The organism is Vibrio penaeicida (assembly GCF_002933855.1).
Lineage (GTDB): Bacteria > Pseudomonadota > Gammaproteobacteria > Enterobacterales > Vibrionaceae > Vibrio > Vibrio penaeicida_A.
Genome location: NZ_BFAQ01000045.1, coordinates 1 through 18,968, shown reverse-complemented (window position 1 = coordinate 18,968; position 18,968 = coordinate 1). Strand labels below are relative to the sequence as shown.

Genomic DNA, 18,968 nt, shown 5'->3' with positions numbered 1-18,968 from the left:
AAAGAAACTGTTCAGTTGGAATAAGTATTATTCTCGAAGGGACATGGGTCAATAAACCTCATAATTGTTAAGTGAGTGTTATTTATTGGTTAAACATATGTGTACCATGGATCTACCGGATATGGCATGGTCTTTGTATTAGCTCTTTAGTCATAACTATCTTGCTGGTCAAGGAAGATTTGTCGACAAAGGGGCTTTAACGACATCAATCCGCGGTCCAGCAATTCTGAAAGGTGTACCTATGCATGAAATGTCGATTTGTGAAAGCATTGTTCAGGCATTGGATCAACAGGCTCACCAGCAATCATTTTCGAGAGTGAAAACCGTTTGCTTAGAAATTGGTCAGTTAGCCAGTGTGGAGATCGATGCATTAACGTTTTGCTTTGACGTTGTTGCCAACGACACTATTGCGCATGGTGCGGAATTAGTCATCGAGCGAGTTGCAGGAAGTGCTTGGTGTGAGTCCTGTCAGAGGAAAGTAGCTCTGGAAGCTCGTTATTCGCCTTGTCAATATTGCGGCTCTTTTGGATTACAGCTTACCGGAGGCGATGAGATGCGAATAAAAGAAGTGGAGGTGAACTAATGTGTACTGTATGCGGATGCTCCGACGGTGAAGTGTCGATTGAGAAATCCACGGACGATGATATTCAATATCCGCCCACACACTCACATGAACATCATCATTCACATGATGATCAAACGCATGATGGCGACATTCATTTTGGTCATGGACCAGCAGGCGCGCATGTACCTGGGCTAAGTCAGTCTAGAATGGTGCAAATCGAGCAGGATATTCTAGGGAAAAATAACCAATATGCTTCGTTAAATCGCCGCCTTTTTACTCAGAAGAGCCAGTTTGTTCTAAATCTGGTATCCAGTCCCGGTTCAGGTAAAACCAGCTTACTCACAGCAACGTTAGAAAGTATCGCCTCTCTTATTCCTACAGCTGTTATTGAAGGCGATCAACAAACGACAAATGATGCAGAGCGTATTCGGTCAACTGGTGTCAAAGCGGTTCAGGTCAATACCGGGAAAGGTTGCCATCTGGATGCACATATGGTGGGTCACGCATTGGAAACGTTAAAGCTACCGGATTACGGTGTACTCTTTATTGAAAACGTGGGAAACCTAGTTTGTCCGGCTTCATTTGATTTAGGAGAGGCTCACAAAGTCGCGATTCTCTCTATTACGGAAGGTGAGGACAAACCGCTGAAATACCCCGATATGTTTGCGGCCTCTGATCTAATACTGATCAATAAGATTGATCTTCTACCGCACCTTAATTTTGATCTGGATGAATGTATACAGTGTATCAGCAGAGTTAATCCTAGCGCAGAGGTTATTCAAGTGTCTGCCACATCAGGAGTAGGAATGGATCGCTGGTTGAATTGGATTCATCAGCGTCGAAACACTCTATTAATAGAGCGTAAAGATGTGCTCAGTGAACAACTCGAGGAACTCGAGCGTCAATTGGGCTCCGTACCGAAGATTTAGTAAGCAAGGCATACATGAACGACTTAAACGAGCCGCGTGACAGTGAACATTTTAATCAGACAGAACGCCCTGTTGTATTGGTGGTGGATGATGAACGCCTGTCACTACAAGCACTAAGGCGAAATCTTCAGGACGAGTTTGCCGTGATCACTGCGGAGAGCGTTGAAGAGGCGGAAAAGGCATTATTGGAGATGCCTGTGCAAGTCGTCTTAGCCGATCAGAGAATGCCCAATACCAGTGGTAGTGAGTTTCTCACACAGGTTAGAGAAAAATGGCCAGACGTCGTACGAATGATAATATCTGCTTACACTGAGCCCAATGAGCTCATTCAAAGTATCAACGAAGCAGGGATTTACCAGTTTATTCCAAAGCCTTGGCAACCAGAGCAGTTGCTACTTACGGTGAGAAATGCTTGCTGGCTGTATGCACTGGAAAAAGAAAATGGATTATTGAATCTGGAATTGCGTCGCTCACTCGATTCGGTTCATAAAATTAATCGAGAAAAGCGCCAACGACTCAAACGACATCATAGTTTTGAACAGATTGTCTGTTCACCAGAAAGCCCCATGATGGCTATTTTCGATCAGGTAGAACAAGTTGCACCATTTGATATCCCCGTGCTCATCACTGGAGAGTCAGGAACGGGCAAGGAGCTGATCACGCGCTGCCTTCATTATGCTAGCCATCGTTCTGATCGTCCGTTTCTCACGGAAAACTGCGGGGCGTTGCCCGTTCAATTGCTAGAAAGTGAACTTTTTGGTCACGCCAAGGGGGCATTTACAGGAGCGGCTTCTGAACGTACCGGATTACTTGAACAGGCGAATGGTGGTTCTGTGCTGTTGGATGAAATTGCGGATACGTCCTTGGAGTTTCAAGTTAAGTTACTGCGTTTTTTACAGGAGGGGGAGTTGAGACCTCTTGGAAGTAATCGTAGTAGGCAGGTAAACGTGCGTGTCATTTCGGCGACCAATCGGAATCTCAAAAAAGATGTCAAAGAAGGGCGCTTTCGAGAAGACCTCTACTATCGATTGTCTGCTATGCCAATTCATATCCCGTCGTTGCGGGATAGACCAATGGATATTGCTGTTATCGCAGACGCCGTATTACGCAACACCATGAAAGTATATAACAAACCGGTAAAAGGATTTACGCAGCAGACGATAGAGTGCATGACGGATTATCACTGGCCTGGGAATGTGCGTGAGCTGGAAAATGAGGTGCGACGTATTTTGGTTTTAGCAAAAAATGATTGGTTGGACGCCGATTTATTGTCTCCTCATGTTATTCGAGGTACTCGGAACATTGAATCCGATGAAGGACCTTTGCTAGGGATGGAAGGTAATCTCAAAGACAGAGTAGAAATGTTGGAAGCCAAAATCTTACGTGAAACCTTGATAAGGCTTAAATGGAATAAAAGTAAGGCTGCATTAGAGCTTGGTTTATCGCGGGTTGGTCTGAGAGCCAAACTAGACCGCTACGGTCTGGAGCCAAATAAACTCAGTAGTTAATCATACTTTGATTGTGATAAGTGAATTACCAGACCCTAGTCGTGACAAGCCAAGTGTGTTGAGGAGAAATGAATATGTGCCTTGGAATTCCAGGTCAAATTGTCGCTATCGTGGACGAGAAGAATTTGATTGCTACCGTTGATATATCAGGTATTGAGCGTTCTGTAAATATCGCATGTGTCGTCGAAAATTCTCACGCCTTATCAAACTATGTAGGAAGTTGGGTCTTAGTTCACGTGGGTTTTGCGATGAGCATCATCGATGAATTAGAAGCACAGAAAACATTATCGTTGCTTGCCGAACTTGGTGAACTGGAAGAAGAAATGAAGGTAATGCAGCGAAACTGATTACCTGTGGAGAAGTGAGATGAAATATGTCGATGAGTTCCGAGATCCAGATAAAGCAAAAGCGATCATTAACGCGATTCATGCAAAAGTTGCCGATATAGAGCGCCATACCCTTTCTAGAGGAGACGCGTTTAAGCCTTTACAACTGATGGAGTTTTGCGGGGGACACACTCATACCCTGTTTAGATATGGTATCGAATCGTTGCTACCTGAAGGGGTAGAAATGGTGCATGGTCCCGGATGTCCTGTGTGCGTTTTGCCGATGGGGCGTGTTGATGACTGCATAAAGATTGCGAGCTTGCCAAACGTTATATTTACGACTTTCGGTGATGCGATGCGTGTGCCTGGCTCAAAAGGAAGCCTACTTGATGCAAAATCGGCTGGGTATGATATCCGAATGGTTTACTCACCGTTAGATGCACTGACACTCGCCAAACAAAACCCGAGTCGTGAAGTGGTTTTTTTTGCACTCGGGTTTGAAACGACAATGCCTAGTACAGCTCTGACAGTGAAGCAGGCTGAACGTGAAGGGGTCACTAATTTCTCTTTGTTTTGTAATCACATTACGACGGCACCAACAATAGAAGCAGTATTAAGAGAACCAGACTTACACCTAGACGGTTTTTTAGCCCCCGGTCATGTCAGCATGGTAGTAGGCACTGAACCATTTCAGTTCATTGCACAGGATTACTCGAAGCCTATCGTTATCACTGGGTTTGAACCGCTTGATGTTCTCCATTCACTGCTCATGGTCATAACACAAATTTCTGAAGGGCGATGTGAGGTTGAAAACCAATACACCCGTGTTGTGCATGACAGTGGCAACTATTCAGGGCTAGCAGCGATGGCAGAAGTCTATCAAGCACATAATGTCACGGAGTTGAGAGGTCTAGGTGATATTGGTGAAGCGGGCGTCAGATTAAGTGATAAGTACGCCTTGTGGGATGCGGAGCGTAAGTTTTCGCTCGTTCAAACAAAAGTCACCGACCCGGAAGCTTGCCAATGTGGGGAAGTCATAAAGGGCCTGATAAAGCCTTGGCAGTGCGAGCTCTACGGAAAAAGCTGTACGCCTCAGTACCCAACAGGTGCGTTGATGGTTTCATCAGAAGGCGCATGCGCGGCATATTACAATCATGGTATCAGATCCCCAGACAAAATTAGCGCATAGAAAGTGACAGTGTCGGACGAACGGGTATGTGAGGTAGGAATGAAGCAGCAACAAGGTTCAATGAATGGCACGCGGGTTACTGGCGCGATCACGTTGTCTCATGGTAGTGGTGGTAAAGCGATGCGGGACTTAGTGGAAAAAGAGATCGTTGCAGCTTTTGAAAACCCACTATTGACGCCTCTGGAAGATCAAGCACGTATTCCGTTGAGCTTGTTAGCAGATTATGGTGACAGGCTTGCATTTACGACAGACTCTTTCGTCGTTGATCCCATTTTTTTCCCCGGCGGTGATATAGGCTCTCTAGCGGTGAATGGTACGGTCAATGATCTGGCCATGGGAGGCGCTCAACCCCTATATCTTACTTGCGGTTTTATCATTGAAGAGGGTCTACCTCTCGAAACTTTTCGCCAGATTGTTGCGAGTATGCGAAGAGCGGCAGATAAGGCAAACGTCGCCATTGTCAGCGGTGACACCAAAGTAGTGCATCGCGGAACAGCAGATAAAATATTTATCAACACTAGTGGCGTGGGTGTCATAGCATCTGATGTAGACATTCGAGCTGATCGTGCGAAACCAGGGGATGTCGTCATTGTCAATGGTTGGGTCGGTGATCATGCTGCTGCCATTATGACAGAAAGAAACGATCTAGCTATTAAAGCCTCCATTACTTCTGATTGCCGTCCACTCACTCGTGAAGTTCAAGCGCTTCAGGAAGTATGTCCGGATATTCATTGTCTACGGGATGCGACAAGGGGAGGTTTGGCGACAGTTCTTAATGAATTTGCTCAAAGTAGTCAGGTGCGAATTGTACTTGAACAATCCGCTATTCCGGTTCGCCCAGAAGTCAGAGGGTTGTGTGAATTACTTGGTTTAGATCCTTTGTATCTCGCTAATGAAGGCAAGTTTGTGGCTGTTGTTCCCCAAGCATACGCCGACGAATGTGTAGCGGTGCTGAAACGAATAGAAGGTGCAGAGCAATCGGCCATTATTGGCAAAATCGAAGCAGTTGCTCAACATCAACCTAAACCTGCGGTGACAACGACAACATCACTGGGCAGTGAACGTCTGCTTGATATGCTGATTGGTGATCAGCTCCCAAGGATTTGCTGAACGCAGAGTGTAGTCATCAATATATATACCTAACAAGGAGTTATCACAATGAAGTGGAATCAACTGGTAGTTAAACTAGGCGCGGTGTTCACCGTTCTTTTCTCGGGAATGGTCTTTGCACACGATGCAACGGGTAATATGGGCAGTGTTACTGCGGGAGTACTTCATCCTTTAACCGGACTCGATCACGCACTCGTGATGATAGCCGTTGGTGGGTGGGCAGCTCAACTCGCTTATCAACAGCACAATGCCAGTGTGCTCTGGAAGGTGCCAGTGGTCTTTGTTCTTGCAATGACCGTTTCAGCAATTTTTGCCATGGTCGGTGCTGGGATCTCAGCAAGTATTGTAGAGCCCGGAATTGGATTGTCAGCTGTACTGATTGGGTTGTTGTTGACCGCTGGCCTCAATGTCAGTGCTAGATTTGGAGCATTTATCGTAGCGGGGTTTGCGGTGTTTCATGGTCTTGCTCATGGTGCGGAAATTCCGTTTGAAGCAGGAGTAATAGGTTATAGCTTAGGCTTTATTTTCTCGACGGCTCTATTGCATGCAATGGGGGCAATTTTGTTTAGTTTCATGCTTCCAAGACAAGCAAAAAACCGTCATTTAGGGCATTTTAGCAAGATTATTGGTGTGGCTATATCATTAAGTGGTGTTTATTCACTCTCTGTGTAGTAAGTGGTATTCATTTACTGTGTCGGACGTGTCGATGTGCGTTGTATTCTCGCGACATAACGGAAAGGGGAGTGCATGAAGGGTGAACGCTTGCGAGTGAGTGGTGTAGTGCAAGGGGTAGGGTTTCGTCCTACGGTCTGGCGCATTGCTAATAACATGCGGCTTAACGGACAAGTGTTTAATGACGGTGAAGGCGTGCTTATTGAACTGTGGAATAGCAAAGCTAGCCACGATACGTTTATTGCTGAACTTCATCGTCAATGTCCTCCTTTGGCAAACATAGAAAGCATAGAGCGTATTATCATCGAACAGGAAAATGGTCTCGTCGGTTTTAGTATCTCTACGAGCCAGTCTAGCGCCAACATCACCGCTGGAGTTCCTGCTGATGCGGCTACGTGTGAAGCCTGTGCCAAAGAAATATCAGCCCCAAGCCAACGACGGTATCGTTATCCATTTACCAACTGCACCCATTGCGGTCCTCGCTTCTCTATTATCAAATCCATGCCGTACGATCGTCCACTGACAAGCATGGCGGTCTTTCCGCTTTGTGAAGCTTGCCATAATGAATACATGGATCCCGTAGATAGACGCTTTCATGCTCAGCCTGTCGCCTGTCCAGAATGTGGTCCGAGTGTGTGGTTATGCGATCAGTCCGGAGATTCCTTGGTATTCGAAAGCAGTGATGTTATTGAAGAATTAGGCAAGCGGATTATTGAAGGTCAGATTGCTGCTGTAAAAGGGGTAGGTGGGTTTCATCTGGTTTGCGATGCAACCAACAACACCGTGGTTGAGACATTAAGAGCTCGCAAATTTCGACCCGCTAAACCTTTTGCGATCATGATGAGCGAGCTGAATATGGTTCGCCACTATTGTCACATCACGCTAGAAAGTGAACGTCTTGTGAAAAGCAGTGCCGCTCCGATTGTTTTACTTCCTCAAAAACGTTCTCCTTCATACGAGAGGGCAGGGTTGAAGAAAATTAGTGCTCACGTTGCTCCTAACTTGAATGAAATTGGAGTGATGCTACCTAATACTCCGTTGCATTTAATGTTGATGCACCACGTTGAACGCCCATTAATCATGACATCTGCCAATATCAGCGGAAATCCTCAGTGTACAGATAACGCGCAGGCGTTGAGTGACCTCTCGGATATTGCGGATGTGTGGTTGATGCATGATCGAGACATCGTTACTCGCGTGGATGATTCCGTTGCACGTCAAACCCATTTAGGAGTACAACTCTTACGCCGAGCGAGGGGGTACGCTCCGTTACCAATCCAAGTTCCTGAAGGATTCGAAAACACTGATTCAGTGTTGGCCGTTGGCGGGCAAGTAAAAAATACGTTCTGCATGTTGACGTCAAAAGGGGCAGTACTCAGTCAGTACATTGGTGATTTAGAATGTCATCGTGTTTGGCAGGATTTTCTTTTCATGATTGAGCATTATAAAAGATTGTTTCAGTTCTCGCCGACGATTTTGGCTCATGATTCACATCCGGAATATATCGCATCAAAATATGCAAATAGCCTAAACGAAAATATCGCCAGCGGTCTGAAACCGCTCAACATTGTTTCGGTACAGCACCATCATGCCCATATTGTGAGTTGCTTAGCGGAAAATCGAATTCCATTGCAGCACCCTGCAGTAATGGGGGTGGTTTTTGATGGGATAGGTTATGGAGATGACGGAACGCTTTGGGGCGGGGAATTTATCAAGGCAGATTATGTTGGATATTCGCGTATAGCGCACTTAGATACGATCCCCTTAATTGGTGGTACCCAGGCGATCACTCAACCATGGCGAAATTTGTTAGCGTGGCTTGACCGATACTCGATAGACTTTACCTGTATCAATGATTGGGAAGCTGCTGCGTCACTCAATGAGCAACCACTCAAAACACTACGGAGTATGGTCGCTAACCAACTCAACTGCCCACAAACCAGCTCTGCAGGGCGTTTGTTTGATGCTGTTGCTGCTGCGTTGTCACTCACCCCGGTATCGATAAGTTACGAAGGGGAAGCTGCAATGCTACTGGAAGCCTGTGCCTTACAAGGTGAATCTGAGGATATTGCGTATCCGTTTGAATGGCGAAGTGATAACAACCTGATCGTTAGCTCGGAGCCAATGTGGAGAGCATTGATTGATGACTTGTATTCCGGCACAAGCAAAGCGGATATCGCGAAAAGATTTCATATTGGATTAGCTCATGCTGTGCTCGCAACGGTTCTTAAACTTTGTGAGCAATTTGACCAGACGCCATGCATTGTTCTTACCGGTGGCGTATTTCAGAATAAACTCTTGCTTGAATGTACCTACACTTTACTCACAACTCATAGATTCACGGTACTTACCCACCAAAACGTGCCAGCTAATGATGGGGGTATAGCTTTAGGTCAGGCATTTGTTGCTGCTGCTCATAAATTAAGAAATGGCTGAGAATAACGTATTTCTATTCGCTTCTTCATGGATTAAATGGGATAAAAATGGCTTGGGATAAGCTCAGGGAAATGGGCAAGGAGAAACCGTATGAAAAATAAGGAAATGACCATTCTGTGGTTTCAAACAGGAAGCTGTGGCGGAGATACCATGGCGCTGTTAAACGCTGATCGTCCTTCATTCGTCAATCTCTTGGAAACGTATCAACTGCGCTTGCTCTGGCAACCTTCACTCTCTCTTTCTATAGAACAAGATCTGGATGAAGTGATTGAAGATATTTTGAGCGATAGATTAGCTCTAGATATCTTGTGTGTCGAAGGTAGCATCATTACCGCACCTGATGGGACAGGAATGTTTGATCAATATCGTAAAAAGTCCAAAAAAGAGTGGGTGACTCGTTTGGTCGAAAAAGCGAGATATGTTGTTGCCATGGGAACGTGCGCAGCATTTGGAGGCGTACATGCTGCTCCCCCTAACCCCTCAGACTGTGTCGGTTTACAATTTACTAAGGATAGTATGGGAGGGCTATTACCACCAGAGTGGCGTTCAGGAGCCTATTTTCCGGTAATTAACATTGCAGGCTGCCCAGCGCATCCTAATACGATTACGAAAACGTTAGCGATGATTGCTAGTGGCATCGTACTTCAGCTTGATGAGCTGAATCGACCCCGAGAGTTTTTTAGTACTCTGGTACATCAAGGATGTACCAGAAACGAGTATCATGAATATGATGTAGAAGACGAAGAACTCGGATCAAATGGTTGTATGTATTTTAATCTTGGCTGTAAGGGACCGTATACCCAAGCCACTTGTAATACTGACCTCTGGAATGGAAAAAGCAGCAAAACTAGAGCTGGCGTGCCCTGTTTTGGTTGTACTTCTCCTCAATTTCCTAGCGATGAAGATATGTTTAATACCGAAAAGCTAGGACCGATCCCTGTTAAGCTTCCTGTTGGTGTCGAGCGAGCTAATTATATGGCATATAAGAATTTAGCTAAAGCGGCTGCGCCAACGCGCGTCAAAAAAAGAGAAATGGAGCCCTGATGGTCAGACGCACATTGAATATTGATCTCAACAGAGTCGAAGGCGATTTAGAGCTTGAGTTAGATATTGAAGATAACGTAGTGGTCGATGCCAGGTGCGTTGGTGTGATGTATCGGGGGTTCGAGCAAATAATGATAGGTCGAACGCCTCGTGATGCAGCGGTGATCACTCCAAGAGTTTGCGGTATTTGTGGTACCGCCCATCTTTATGCCGCCACACTGGCATTAGAACAGATTTGGCAAACCCCAGTGCCAGATAACGCTATGCGCATTCGTAGCTTATGTTTACTGGCTGAAAGTGTTCAAAATGATATTCGTCAGTCTTTTCTTATGTTTTTAGTCGATTTTTGTCATCCGTCATATCAACACCATGCACTGTACGCAGATATTATGTCTAAATTCGAACCGTTTAAAGGGGAGCATCATTTAGAGGCATTGGCGTATTCTCGCGACATTATCGGTGTCGTCGCGCTATTTGGAGGACAATGGCCGCACTCTTCATTTATTTTACCCGAGGGCGTGGTCAGTAAGCCTACTATACGCAAACTGATTGAGGCAAAAGACACCGTTGTCAATCTTGTTCGTTGGTACGAACGCAGTGTAACGGGAATGGCGTTGGATAAGTGGCTTACGCTAACGGATCGTCAAGGACTGTTTCAGTTGTTAGATGAATCAAACAATTTTCGTCAATCAGCGACGGGGTTGTTTACTCGCTTCGCCAGAGAGCTGAACTTGCACCAATTAGGTATTGGAGTGGAGAATATGCTTAGTTATGGAGCGGTTTGCGACGCTGATAGCCCTCAACATGTGGTATTTCCTTCCGGGTATTATAGTACGACAAATGGCGAAATTCGCGACTTTGATCAGAGTCTGATTAACGAGCATGTTCGTCACTCTTGGTTCAAACCCTATAAAAACGGTAAGCATCCATCAAATGGGGAGACTCTTCCTGACTTCCAGCCAGATAGCGACCGATATACTTGGGCGAAAGCACCTCGGTACGGAAACGAAGTTGTCCAAACTGGTCCAATGGCAGAACTTTTCATTGGTGATGATAAGCTCATTCAGTCGCTGTTCCATGAGGAAGGGGCATCCACGTGGTTACGTCAGTTTTCGCGCCTACGTCGTATAGGGCACAGCCTCAATCAAATGCTGCAGCTAGTTGACTCTCTGATTGATAACCTTGCAGGCGATCATTTCATTCCCCCCAATCCGCAATCAGAAACGGATGGTCAGGGCTATGGTCTAGTTCAAGCAGCCAGAGGTGGGTTAGGTCATTGGGTAAGCATCAAGGACGGCGTTGTGAATCGATATCAAATTATCACCCCCACTGCATGGAATGCGTCCCCTAAAGATACTCAGGGTCAGCATGGACATTGGGAACAAAGCTTGCTTGGGCTGCCAGTTGAGGATACCAAATCACCCGTATTGATTGGGCATGTTATTCGATCTCATGACCCGTGTTTGGTGTGTACGGTTCATATGTTACCAGATAGACGTAAGATTCACTTTGGGATGTGAGGAGCAATATGTTGCATGTTCTTTGTTTTGGAAATCGATTACATGGTGATGATGGTGTCGGACCAATGGTGGCTTCTCATCTACTAGACGAAAATCTGCCTACTCAGATGAAAGTATTTGATTGTGGAGTGGTAGGTTTAAATGCCCTCCCATTTTTTTCAGGTTGTAGCTATGTACTCATGATAGATGCTTATGATTTAGGAGATGCTGCTGGTAGCTGGAGATACCTTGACGTCAATGAAGTCATCAATATAGACAACCAAGTTGAAGACCATAATGGTGGGCTGAGTTACTTACTAAATGCTGTGAAAGTACTAGTTGAACCATGTCCTGAGTTGGCGCTAATAGGAGTGCAAATAGAAAGTGTCAGAAGTTTTCACCCTGAGTTATCTGCCTCCGTTGAAAGTGCAATCGATACAGTGAAAAAAGAGGTACTTCGGGTAGCGTATTGTAGATCACAAACAGCAAGAAATCATGAATGACTCTCAGGGCAACGTGAGTATTGGTGTGAATAAAGATGCTGAACAGGAGCTGAAGCAGTTAAAGCAAGAAATTGATGCACTTTACGCTGCCGGGACAGCCAAAGAGCAACAGTTACTGGCTGTAACAAAAGCGATGGATGAAATGCTGCTGGAAATGGAATACCAGCAGAATGCGCTGAAAAAGAAAAACAAACAACTCTTGGAGTTGAATGCTTACATTCGCAGCATCAATGATACGATGGACAGCTTGTTAATTGTTGCGGATCGAAATGGCATTGTTACTCAAATTAATCGTGTATTTTCGGAGCACCTTGGTTGGGGGGAAAGAAGTTTAGGGACATTGAATGTTGATGAGATTGTACCCACCGACGCGTTTGAGAATATCGGACAAATAGAGCCTAATAGCACCAACACCTCTAGCCTTGTATACACCATTAATCGTCTCAGCCATTTAGAGATAGAAAGTCGGTTATTTCGCAGTGATGGAACGTTAACTGTCGCGGTCTATCTGATTAAGGGAGAGCAGTTCTACAGCCATCAAGGGAAGTTGCAAGGTGTACTACTGACAGCAACGGATGTTTCTGAATTACGTCAACGCGAATTGGCTCTTCAGAAAAGTGAAGAAGCGTTACAACATGCCAAACAAGAGGCTGAAGCAGCCAACCAAGCTAAAGGACAGTTTCTAGCGAATATGAGCCACGAAATTCGCACACCACTCAATGCCATCATCGGTTTTACCACTCTCTGCTTGAGGGATAACCTCAGTGAGGAACAGAGTGACTACCTTTATAAGGTGGATGTCGCATCTCATTCATTGGCTCACCTCATTAGTGATGTACTCGATCTATCTAAGATAGAAGCGGGGAAACTGGAGCTTGAAAACACATCCTTTAACCTAAAGCAAGTGGTTGATAACGTCAGTCATGTGCTCAATTTAGAAGTTGCTCAACGTCAAATTGCTTTTCGCATTCATATTGATGGCAATGTTCCCCCCTTTCTCATCGGAGATGCATTGCGGCTGCAACAAGTGTTGGTCAATTTAGTCGGGAACGCTGTAAAGTTTACGAATTGCGGTGAAGTGAGCTTAGATGTGATTGCAACCAATCATTCGGATACGATAGTTACTCTGAATTTCATTGTTAACGATACCGGTATTGGTATGACAGAGGAACAACTATCGACACTCTTTAACCAATACCAGCAGGCCGATATCGCCACAACGCGAAAATATGGTGGTACGGGATTAGGATTAGTGATTAGCCAACAGCTTGCAAAATTGATGCAAGGGCAGATAGAAATTAGCAGTGAATTTGGAAAGGGAACCCAATGTCGATTTACCGCGATATTAGAAGTAGAGAAGTGTCAGTATCCGCATGAAACAGCTTTAGATAGTGAAAAAGCTCAGGAGCGTAATCAAGTATTGCGTGGTAGAAGAGTATTGGCGGTTGATGACAACAACATGAATCTCGACATGATTTCAGCATTACTTGAAAGTTTTGAAATGGTTGTCAGCATCGCCCGAAGTGGTGAAGAAGCGTTAGACAAAGTTCATAAAGAACGTTTTGACGTAATCCTGATGGACATCAGAATGGAAGGTCTGAATGGGCTGGAAACAACCCGTAAACTCCGGAGCCTTACGTATGGAAACGGGCTTTATATTGTTGGATTATCAGCAAATACCACCATTGAAATACAGAAACAGAGCCGCGCCGCAGGAATGAATGACTTCGTCCCTAAACCTATCGATCTTACACATTTGACCAGTGTTCTATCTAAGGGGCTATCTCAAAGAAGAACAGTCAGACATAGTCAAGAATGGCAAGATGTGCCGCTTAAAGGTCGGCTATTTTCCCCAGACCATGCTATCGCGCGTATGGGGGGCAACAAGCGTGTCTATATAAAACTAATACAACAGTACCTATTGGATCTTAATGAAATATCTATTCGAATCAAACATGTGGAACAACAGCCAGATCTCATTGCGGATATGTTACATGATTTAGCTGGTACCAGTGCCACTGCGGGTGCTGATGCTTTATCGCAACTATGCAAAGACGCAGAACAAAAGATAAAAGATCAAGAATTTGAGTCTGCGTCAATATGTATTCGAAAGTTCGAAAAACTCAGAGAAAAAACACGCTCAGCGCTCGAAACCTATTTGAAAAAAGAAAGAGGCGGAGTTTAATTTTACGCCTAACATGTTTAGATCAACGTTATGGAATTTAGAAGTTGTTGCCCTTTTTTTAGTTATATTTTGTGCGAATTAAAAGCTGTTTAATCGTGGCAAGAGATTTGAAGCTTTGTCATTCAAAGCTCAGTTTTTAAAATCGCATACAGGTATTCATCCCACCACTCGCCGTCTTCTCGGTGAACACATTCTTTAAAGTGGCCTTCGCGTCGCATACCCAGTTTCTCCATTAATCGATACGAGGAGGTATTCTGCGGCTGGCACGTTGCTATCACTCTGTGTACGTTCCCTTTAGAAAACCCATAGTCGATCAGCGCTTGAGCGGCTTCAAAGGCGTATCCGTTCCTTTGGTGGTCGCAATGGATAACCCAGCCAATCTCAAAGGTGTATTCGTTAAAACATGGGTGAAAGATCATATGACCAACCACCTTACCACTTCCTTTTAATTCAACCGAATAGGTTGTGGGCGTGCCGTTGACTTCTTGTTCTAGCCATTCATCAATTTTTTGTTCGTCCAATACGCCTTCAGGAAGGTAGTGTGCAACGTTTGGGTTGGTGATGTAATGAGATACATCCTGTTTATCAGCAAGCTTGATTCGACGAATGGTTAACCTTTCGGTGGCAAGCTTGATGTCCGGCTGATTGAATTCAAGATCTTTGGATTTGTCGCGAGTTAAACAATGCTCAGAAAGGTCGGTGAAAGACACAATGACATTATCAAGAAACTCATCTGCAGAATGACTGGTAGGTAAAGCTTCTCCAATAATGCAATCGCAATTGAATGGAACAGGGATTTTACTGCCTTTCGGCATGGCTTTTCCGAGCCCGTGCATCAAAACCGGTATCACCTTGATATGGGCATGTTGCTCAACCAAATAGTAAATCCCTTTCTTTAATTCGCTGAATTCTTCAGGGCTCCCGCGGCTGCCTTCAGGAAAGAGAACTAAGGTGTCGCCATTGTCGAGTGCTTTATGGCATTCATCAAAAAGGGCATTTTTATCGGTATTACCTTTTCTATCTAACGCTAAAATTCCGATACATACACTGGCAAACCAAGCTTTAAACCCACCTTGTTCTAAAAAGTAGTCGGCGGCTGCGACTGGGCGAATCTTATGTATTCGATTGAGAGGGAATAAGCTCATCAATACCAGCGTATCAAGATGGCTATTGTGATTAGCGATAACCACACAGCCTTCGGTTTTAGGGAAATTGTCGCGCCCACGTACGTTTAGCCCAATCACGATGAGCACAAAAGGCTTCACGACCAAGGCAAAAAAGAGCACTTTAACGAATCGATTCATGTGTGTGCCCTCTTAATAGTGCAAGTAATACAGTAAATGGAAAAAGAGCGGCGAGGTAAAGGTAAGGCTATCTAGCCTATCAAGAATACCGCCGTGCCCTGGAATGAGGGTGCCACTGTCTTTGATCTGAAGATCGCGTTTTACCGAGGAGATAACCAGATCGCCAACAAAGCCCGAAAGCGCAATCAATGCGCCAGCCAATAAGCCCTGTGCATGGGAGAACGGGGTAAGAAAAGGGGCGATAGCGGCGCTCATTAATGAAATGGTTGCAACGCCACCAATGAACCCTTCCCATGTTTTATTCGGGCTAACTTTTGGCACAATTTTCCGTTTGCCAAACGACTTACCCCAAACGTATTGCGAAACATCGTTTAACTGCGTCATAAACAGTAAAAACAGAATCGGACCAATATGTCCAGCGTCGACATTCTTAACCGGTAGCACTAACAAGTAAGCGATGTGGCTGATACACAGCACCGTTAACATCATTGCCCAGTGGAGCACGCCAGCAGAATGGATAAACCCTTTGGTTTCGCCCAGTAACACCATGCGCATCGGTAAGAACAAAAAGACGTAGACGGGAATAAAGATGAGGAACATCCCATACCATTCATACCCGACCCATAAGTATTGCAGTGGAATCGCAATGTACGCCCACAAAATGACGCGTCTATCGGTTAGACGGGTAGGGATGATAGAAAGGAACTCTTTCAAGGCGAGAAAGCTCACAAACCCAAAAAAGGCGATGGCGGCATTTTTGCTGAGTATTAAAACGAAAAAGACCAAGCCTATGATCCACCACCAAGAGGTAATTCTTTGGCTCAGTTCTGTGTAGTCTTTTTCTGGGTGTTTGAGTTTTTTGAACCAACAAACGGCACTGCCCAAGCACAATAATGCCAAAACCAGAACCATGACATAAAACGAATATTGCGGAATTCCGAACATACTAGCTCTCTGCACTTGATTCTAAGAAAACATAAGCCGCGCGTGCTCGTCTTGCAATGGTAATCACGCAGCCTAAAACAATCATAATGAGTGTGCCGAGTAGAATGCTACCCTGTGGGAACCAAAGGTGCTCCCAGATCGTCGCAATTGAAGCCAGAGTCACTAACGCCATACGGTGCTGTTTTGCCATAGGGCCGCGAAAATCACTTTTGCTACCAATACTGGTGGCGAGCGTTCGAACGTAAGCAGTAAATACAGCCAGTAACGCCGCTGCCCAACCTAAATGCATAGCATAAGGAAAGAAGGCACTTAGGTGGAATCCAAGCGCGATAAAAATCAGGGAATCCGCAACGCGGTCTGGAATGTCATTGAACAGTTCACCAGAAGGCGTACTTTTTCCACCTTCTACCGCAACCATGCCATCAAACAAATTACATAGCAGTCTGCACTGAATAAACAGAGCGGTTAAAACAAGCAAAGTGTTTGGGATGAATACACTAACCGTTTCTGCGTATTCGTAAGCGAACGGGTAGGCACTTAAGCAGATGGCGGCTAAGGCGGAAAAGACGACACTGGCTATGGAGATTTGGTTCGGAGTAATGGATTTCCCGGCTAACCAAGCGGCAATTCTTTTACTGAATCCAGCTTGGCGCACTTTTAATGGGCGACGACCTTCAACTTCTTCGTTTGACGACACTTGACCTTCCCTGCAATAAAATTGGGTCTGCAGACCCTAGAGTGAAGGGGATTATAATCACTTCATTGCACAATCAAGTAGCGCCTTGATCTCAAATACCTAATTTTTAACAAAGTTGAGAATGTCATTCCTTTAAATCAGTAGGCTCTATTATTCTTACAGAATCAAAAATCGGCATCTATTTGAAATGACATCGGCTCTTTCGTGTAAGGGTGATCAAACGACAACCACTCCGCATGCAGATGTAAGCGGTTGGCTTTTGTGCCATACAAATCGTCGCCAACTATAGGCATATCCAAACCAAGATGGTGGGCACAATGCACTCTCAATTGATGGGTTCTGCCTGTTTTAGGATAAAGCCGAACTTTGGTTTTGCCCGATGTTACCGAAACCACTTCCCATTTCGTCTCTGCCGCTTTTCCGTGCTCGTAGCACACGAGTTGTCTTGGTCTGTCGTCTGGATCGCCTCTCAAAGGCAGGTGAATATCACCTGTGGAAGATGTCAACTCGCCTTCAATCATAGCCACATAACGTTTTTGCACGTGACGTGTAATAAACTGCTTTTGAAGGCTCTTATTGGCACGTCTGGTAAGGGCAAACACTAAAATACCCGAAGTCGACATATCAAGCCTATGAATAACAAAAGGTCCTTCTACGTCAGGGAATTGCTGTTGCAATCTATGGTAAACCGAGTCCTGAATAAATCGACCGGGTACGGAAAGAAACTCAGCAGGCTTGTGAACCACAACGATGGCATCATCTTGATAGAGAATATCGATCTCTTTGCCTTCTGCTGGGTTTTCAAGCAATGGGTTATCGTCCAATTCCATGCCTTCCAGCATATGCCCAAGAATGGGATGGCATTTGTTTTGGCACGCAGGGTAATATTTTTTGTGCTGACGCACTTCAGATTTGGGCGAAACGCCCCACCAAAATTCCGCCATAGCGAGTGGTTTTAAGCCATGGGCAAACGCGTAATGCAACAGTTTAGGGGCTGCACATTCGCCAGAACCCGCTGGTGGAATCGGGTTACTTGTTGCTGCAAAGATATCCAGTAGCGATTTCATGTCTCCGGATTGATTCAAGAATCGGTACTGGTCGAACAGTTTGTTTTGCAGCTTAGCAGACAACACTTTGCGTTTTTCCATCAGAGATTCAAGCTGAAGGGTGAAACCATTAAGTTTTGCTTGAACTTGGTTGATGCGTTGTTGCCATTGCAGCTTCAAGTGTTTTTGTTTGTTCTTCTCTGCAACGCTTTGTTTGCCTAATTGTTCGATCAACAAGGTGAAGGCATTTTGATCTAGTGTGTTTTCTGAAGCGGCCAATTCTGCTTCTTGTCGTTGTATTTTTCTACTCGCTCTACCCGCAATCATGAGTTGGCGATGCGCCTCTATTTCCTCATCTCGCTGGCGTTGTAGTACGTTGATGGATGCTTTAAGTGAAGCAATCTCTGGGCTCGACTTTAGTTCCGTAACTTGACTATTGATCAATGTGACTTCTTCCAATTCATCTTGATAGAAGCTGTCTTCAGAGAGCATATCGAATACGGGAGGTACAAACCCAGGTAATAAATTTTGGTCCGCAATTTTGCCCGAAAAGGCAGAAAGAAAGCCGATCTCCGACTGCTCTGTTTCAACCAGAAGCACACCAAACATTTTCCCTTTTCCGGGTGCTTCTTCTCCCTCTAACCCAAAGTTATGTTGCCATTCGCTTTGAGTTTGCAGGTGTCGTTGCAACTGTTCTGCGGCCAGTACACAAAGAGGGTGTGGCTGGTAGTAAAACGGAAAAGTAAAACGCTCTGGAAGCGAGTAAGCCTTGGTAGACGATTCAAAAGAAGTGAAACAAAGCGGCACCTTCGACATATTGGCTTATATACTCAAGTAGTAAGTGAGCGATGAATTTTACGGATTTAGGTTAAAAAGTCATGCCCGAATTTATTATCACTCTAACTCTATGATAAATAGTGACGTTTTAAAAAATCTAAAAATAGTTCGAAAAAAGTGTCCCTCAATAGAGAAGCGATTCGTCTAGGTAGTAACTAGGGTCTGTTGACCTT

General features: G+C 45.0%; 15 protein-coding genes and 2 pseudogenes. 12 read left to right on the top strand and 5 right to left on the bottom strand.

All coding sequences use genetic code 11. From position 1 onward, the window contains the following. Positions 1–241 precede the first annotated feature (241 nt). From hypA to VPNCDNU1_RS23390, 12 genes are all read left to right on the top strand, one after another. Entirely contained in the window at positions 242–583 is a 342-nt protein-coding gene (hypA, locus tag VPNCDNU1_RS23445) for a hydrogenase maturation nickel metallochaperone HypA (protein ID WP_104402598.1), read from the top strand. Further along, the gene (hypB, locus tag VPNCDNU1_RS23440; protein WP_104402597.1) at positions 583–1,494 is read left to right on the top strand and encodes a hydrogenase nickel incorporation protein HypB; all 912 of its coding nucleotides are present in this window, start codon (positions 583–585) and stop codon (positions 1,492–1,494) included. The genes hypA and hypB overlap by 1 nt, the downstream gene beginning before the upstream one ends. 14 nt (positions 1,495–1,508) lie before the next feature. Then, positions 1,509–3,002, top strand: a complete 1,494-nt coding sequence (locus VPNCDNU1_RS23435) for a sigma-54-dependent transcriptional regulator (RefSeq protein WP_104402596.1) — start codon at positions 1,509–1,511, stop codon at positions 3,000–3,002. 74 nt (positions 3,003–3,076) lie between these two features. Beyond that, entirely contained in the window at positions 3,077–3,349 is a 273-nt protein-coding gene (gene hypC, locus VPNCDNU1_RS23430; protein WP_104402595.1) for a HypC/HybG/HupF family hydrogenase formation chaperone, read from the top strand. A gap of 19 nt (positions 3,350–3,368) precedes the next feature. Beyond that, positions 3,369–4,517, top strand: a complete 1,149-nt coding sequence (hypD, locus tag VPNCDNU1_RS23425) for a hydrogenase formation protein HypD (protein ID WP_104402594.1) — start codon at positions 3,369–3,371, stop codon at positions 4,515–4,517. A 39-nt stretch (positions 4,518–4,556) separates the two neighbouring features. Then, positions 4,557–5,627: a hydrogenase expression/formation protein HypE gene (gene hypE, locus VPNCDNU1_RS23420; protein WP_237324202.1), complete on the top strand. Its 1,071-nt coding sequence runs from the start codon at positions 4,557–4,559 to the stop codon at positions 5,625–5,627. Positions 5,628–5,675: 48 nt separating this feature from the next. Next, a complete protein-coding gene (locus VPNCDNU1_RS23415; protein ID WP_104402593.1) occupies positions 5,676–6,299 on the top strand; it encodes a HupE/UreJ family protein in 624 nt (207 codons plus the stop codon). Positions 6,300–6,374: 75 nt separating this feature from the next. Further along, positions 6,375–8,735 (top strand): carbamoyltransferase HypF, encoded by a 2,361-nt coding sequence (gene hypF, locus VPNCDNU1_RS23410; protein WP_104402592.1) that lies wholly within the window; start codon positions 6,375–6,377, stop codon positions 8,733–8,735. A 90-nt stretch (positions 8,736–8,825) separates the two neighbouring features. Then, positions 8,826–9,779 (top strand): NADH:ubiquinone oxidoreductase, encoded by a 954-nt coding sequence (locus VPNCDNU1_RS23405; RefSeq protein WP_104402591.1) that lies wholly within the window; start codon positions 8,826–8,828, stop codon positions 9,777–9,779. Beyond that, positions 9,779–11,299 carry a nickel-dependent hydrogenase large subunit gene (locus VPNCDNU1_RS23400; RefSeq protein ID WP_104402590.1) on the top strand — a complete coding sequence of 507 codons (1,521 nt, stop codon included), beginning with the start codon at positions 9,779–9,781 and terminating at the stop codon, positions 11,297–11,299. The genes VPNCDNU1_RS23405 and VPNCDNU1_RS23400 overlap by 1 nt, the downstream gene beginning before the upstream one ends. 8 nt (positions 11,300–11,307) lie before the next feature. Then, positions 11,308–11,781 carry a hydrogenase maturation protease gene (locus tag VPNCDNU1_RS23395; protein WP_104402589.1) on the top strand — a complete coding sequence of 158 codons (474 nt, stop codon included), beginning with the start codon at positions 11,308–11,310 and terminating at the stop codon, positions 11,779–11,781. Then, positions 11,774–13,966, top strand: coding sequence for a PAS domain-containing hybrid sensor histidine kinase/response regulator (locus tag VPNCDNU1_RS23390; protein WP_104402588.1), 2,193 nt, complete (start codon positions 11,774–11,776; stop codon positions 13,964–13,966). Before VPNCDNU1_RS23395 ends, VPNCDNU1_RS23390 begins: the two co-directional genes overlap by 8 nt. 122 nt (positions 13,967–14,088) lie before the next feature. Here VPNCDNU1_RS23390 and VPNCDNU1_RS29155 read toward each other — a convergent pair. The 5 genes and pseudogenes from VPNCDNU1_RS29155 to VPNCDNU1_RS23365 form a co-directional block, all read right to left on the bottom strand. Next, positions 14,089–14,571, bottom strand: a pseudogene (locus VPNCDNU1_RS29155) (GNAT family N-acetyltransferase); the annotation flags it as partial. A gap of 57 nt (positions 14,572–14,628) precedes the next feature. Beyond that, a pseudogene (locus VPNCDNU1_RS29150) lies at positions 14,629–15,270 on the bottom strand (lysophospholipid acyltransferase family protein); the annotation flags it as partial. Between the two features lie 12 nt (positions 15,271–15,282). After that, positions 15,283–16,215: a phosphatidate cytidylyltransferase gene (locus VPNCDNU1_RS23375; RefSeq protein ID WP_104402587.1), complete on the bottom strand. Its 933-nt coding sequence runs from the start codon at positions 16,213–16,215 to the stop codon at positions 15,283–15,285. A 1-nt stretch (position 16,216) separates the two neighbouring features. Then, positions 16,217–16,912 (bottom strand): CDP-alcohol phosphatidyltransferase family protein, encoded by a 696-nt coding sequence (locus VPNCDNU1_RS23370; RefSeq protein WP_104402586.1) that lies wholly within the window; start codon positions 16,910–16,912, stop codon positions 16,217–16,219. Positions 16,913–17,076: 164 nt separating this feature from the next. Beyond that, a complete protein-coding gene (locus VPNCDNU1_RS23365) occupies positions 17,077–18,774 on the bottom strand; it encodes an RluA family pseudouridine synthase (RefSeq protein ID WP_104402585.1) in 1,698 nt (565 codons plus the stop codon). Positions 18,775–18,968 lie beyond the last annotated feature (194 nt).

Excerpts from the sequence above, each read along its gene's own strand:
- hypA (WP_104402598.1), top strand. The coding sequence starts at position 242 with ATGCATGAAATGTCGATTTGTGAAAGCATTGTTCAGGCATTGGATCAA.
- hypB (WP_104402597.1), top strand. The coding sequence starts at position 583 with ATGTGTACTGTATGCGGATGCTCCGACGGTGAAGTGTCGATTGAGAAA.
- VPNCDNU1_RS23435 (WP_104402596.1), top strand. The coding sequence starts at position 1,509 with ATGAACGACTTAAACGAGCCGCGTGACAGTGAACATTTTAATCAGACA.
- hypC (WP_104402595.1), top strand. The coding sequence starts at position 3,077 with ATGTGCCTTGGAATTCCAGGTCAAATTGTCGCTATCGTGGACGAGAAG.
- hypD (WP_104402594.1), top strand. The coding sequence starts at position 3,369 with ATGAAATATGTCGATGAGTTCCGAGATCCAGATAAAGCAAAAGCGATC.
- hypE (WP_237324202.1), top strand. The coding sequence starts at position 4,557 with ATGAAGCAGCAACAAGGTTCAATGAATGGCACGCGGGTTACTGGCGCG.
- VPNCDNU1_RS23415 (WP_104402593.1), top strand. The coding sequence starts at position 5,676 with ATGAAGTGGAATCAACTGGTAGTTAAACTAGGCGCGGTGTTCACCGTT.
- hypF (WP_104402592.1), top strand. The coding sequence starts at position 6,375 with ATGAAGGGTGAACGCTTGCGAGTGAGTGGTGTAGTGCAAGGGGTAGGG.
- VPNCDNU1_RS23405 (WP_104402591.1), top strand. The coding sequence starts at position 8,826 with ATGAAAAATAAGGAAATGACCATTCTGTGGTTTCAAACAGGAAGCTGT.
- VPNCDNU1_RS23400 (WP_104402590.1), top strand. The coding sequence starts at position 9,779 with ATGGTCAGACGCACATTGAATATTGATCTCAACAGAGTCGAAGGCGAT.
- VPNCDNU1_RS23395 (WP_104402589.1), top strand. The coding sequence starts at position 11,308 with ATGTTGCATGTTCTTTGTTTTGGAAATCGATTACATGGTGATGATGGT.
- VPNCDNU1_RS23390 (WP_104402588.1), top strand. The coding sequence starts at position 11,774 with ATGAATGACTCTCAGGGCAACGTGAGTATTGGTGTGAATAAAGATGCT.
- VPNCDNU1_RS23375 (WP_104402587.1), bottom strand. The coding sequence starts at position 16,215 with ATGTTCGGAATTCCGCAATATTCGTTTTATGTCATGGTTCTGGTTTTG.
- VPNCDNU1_RS23365 (WP_104402585.1), bottom strand. The coding sequence starts at position 18,774 with ATGTCGAAGGTGCCGCTTTGTTTCACTTCTTTTGAATCGTCTACCAAG.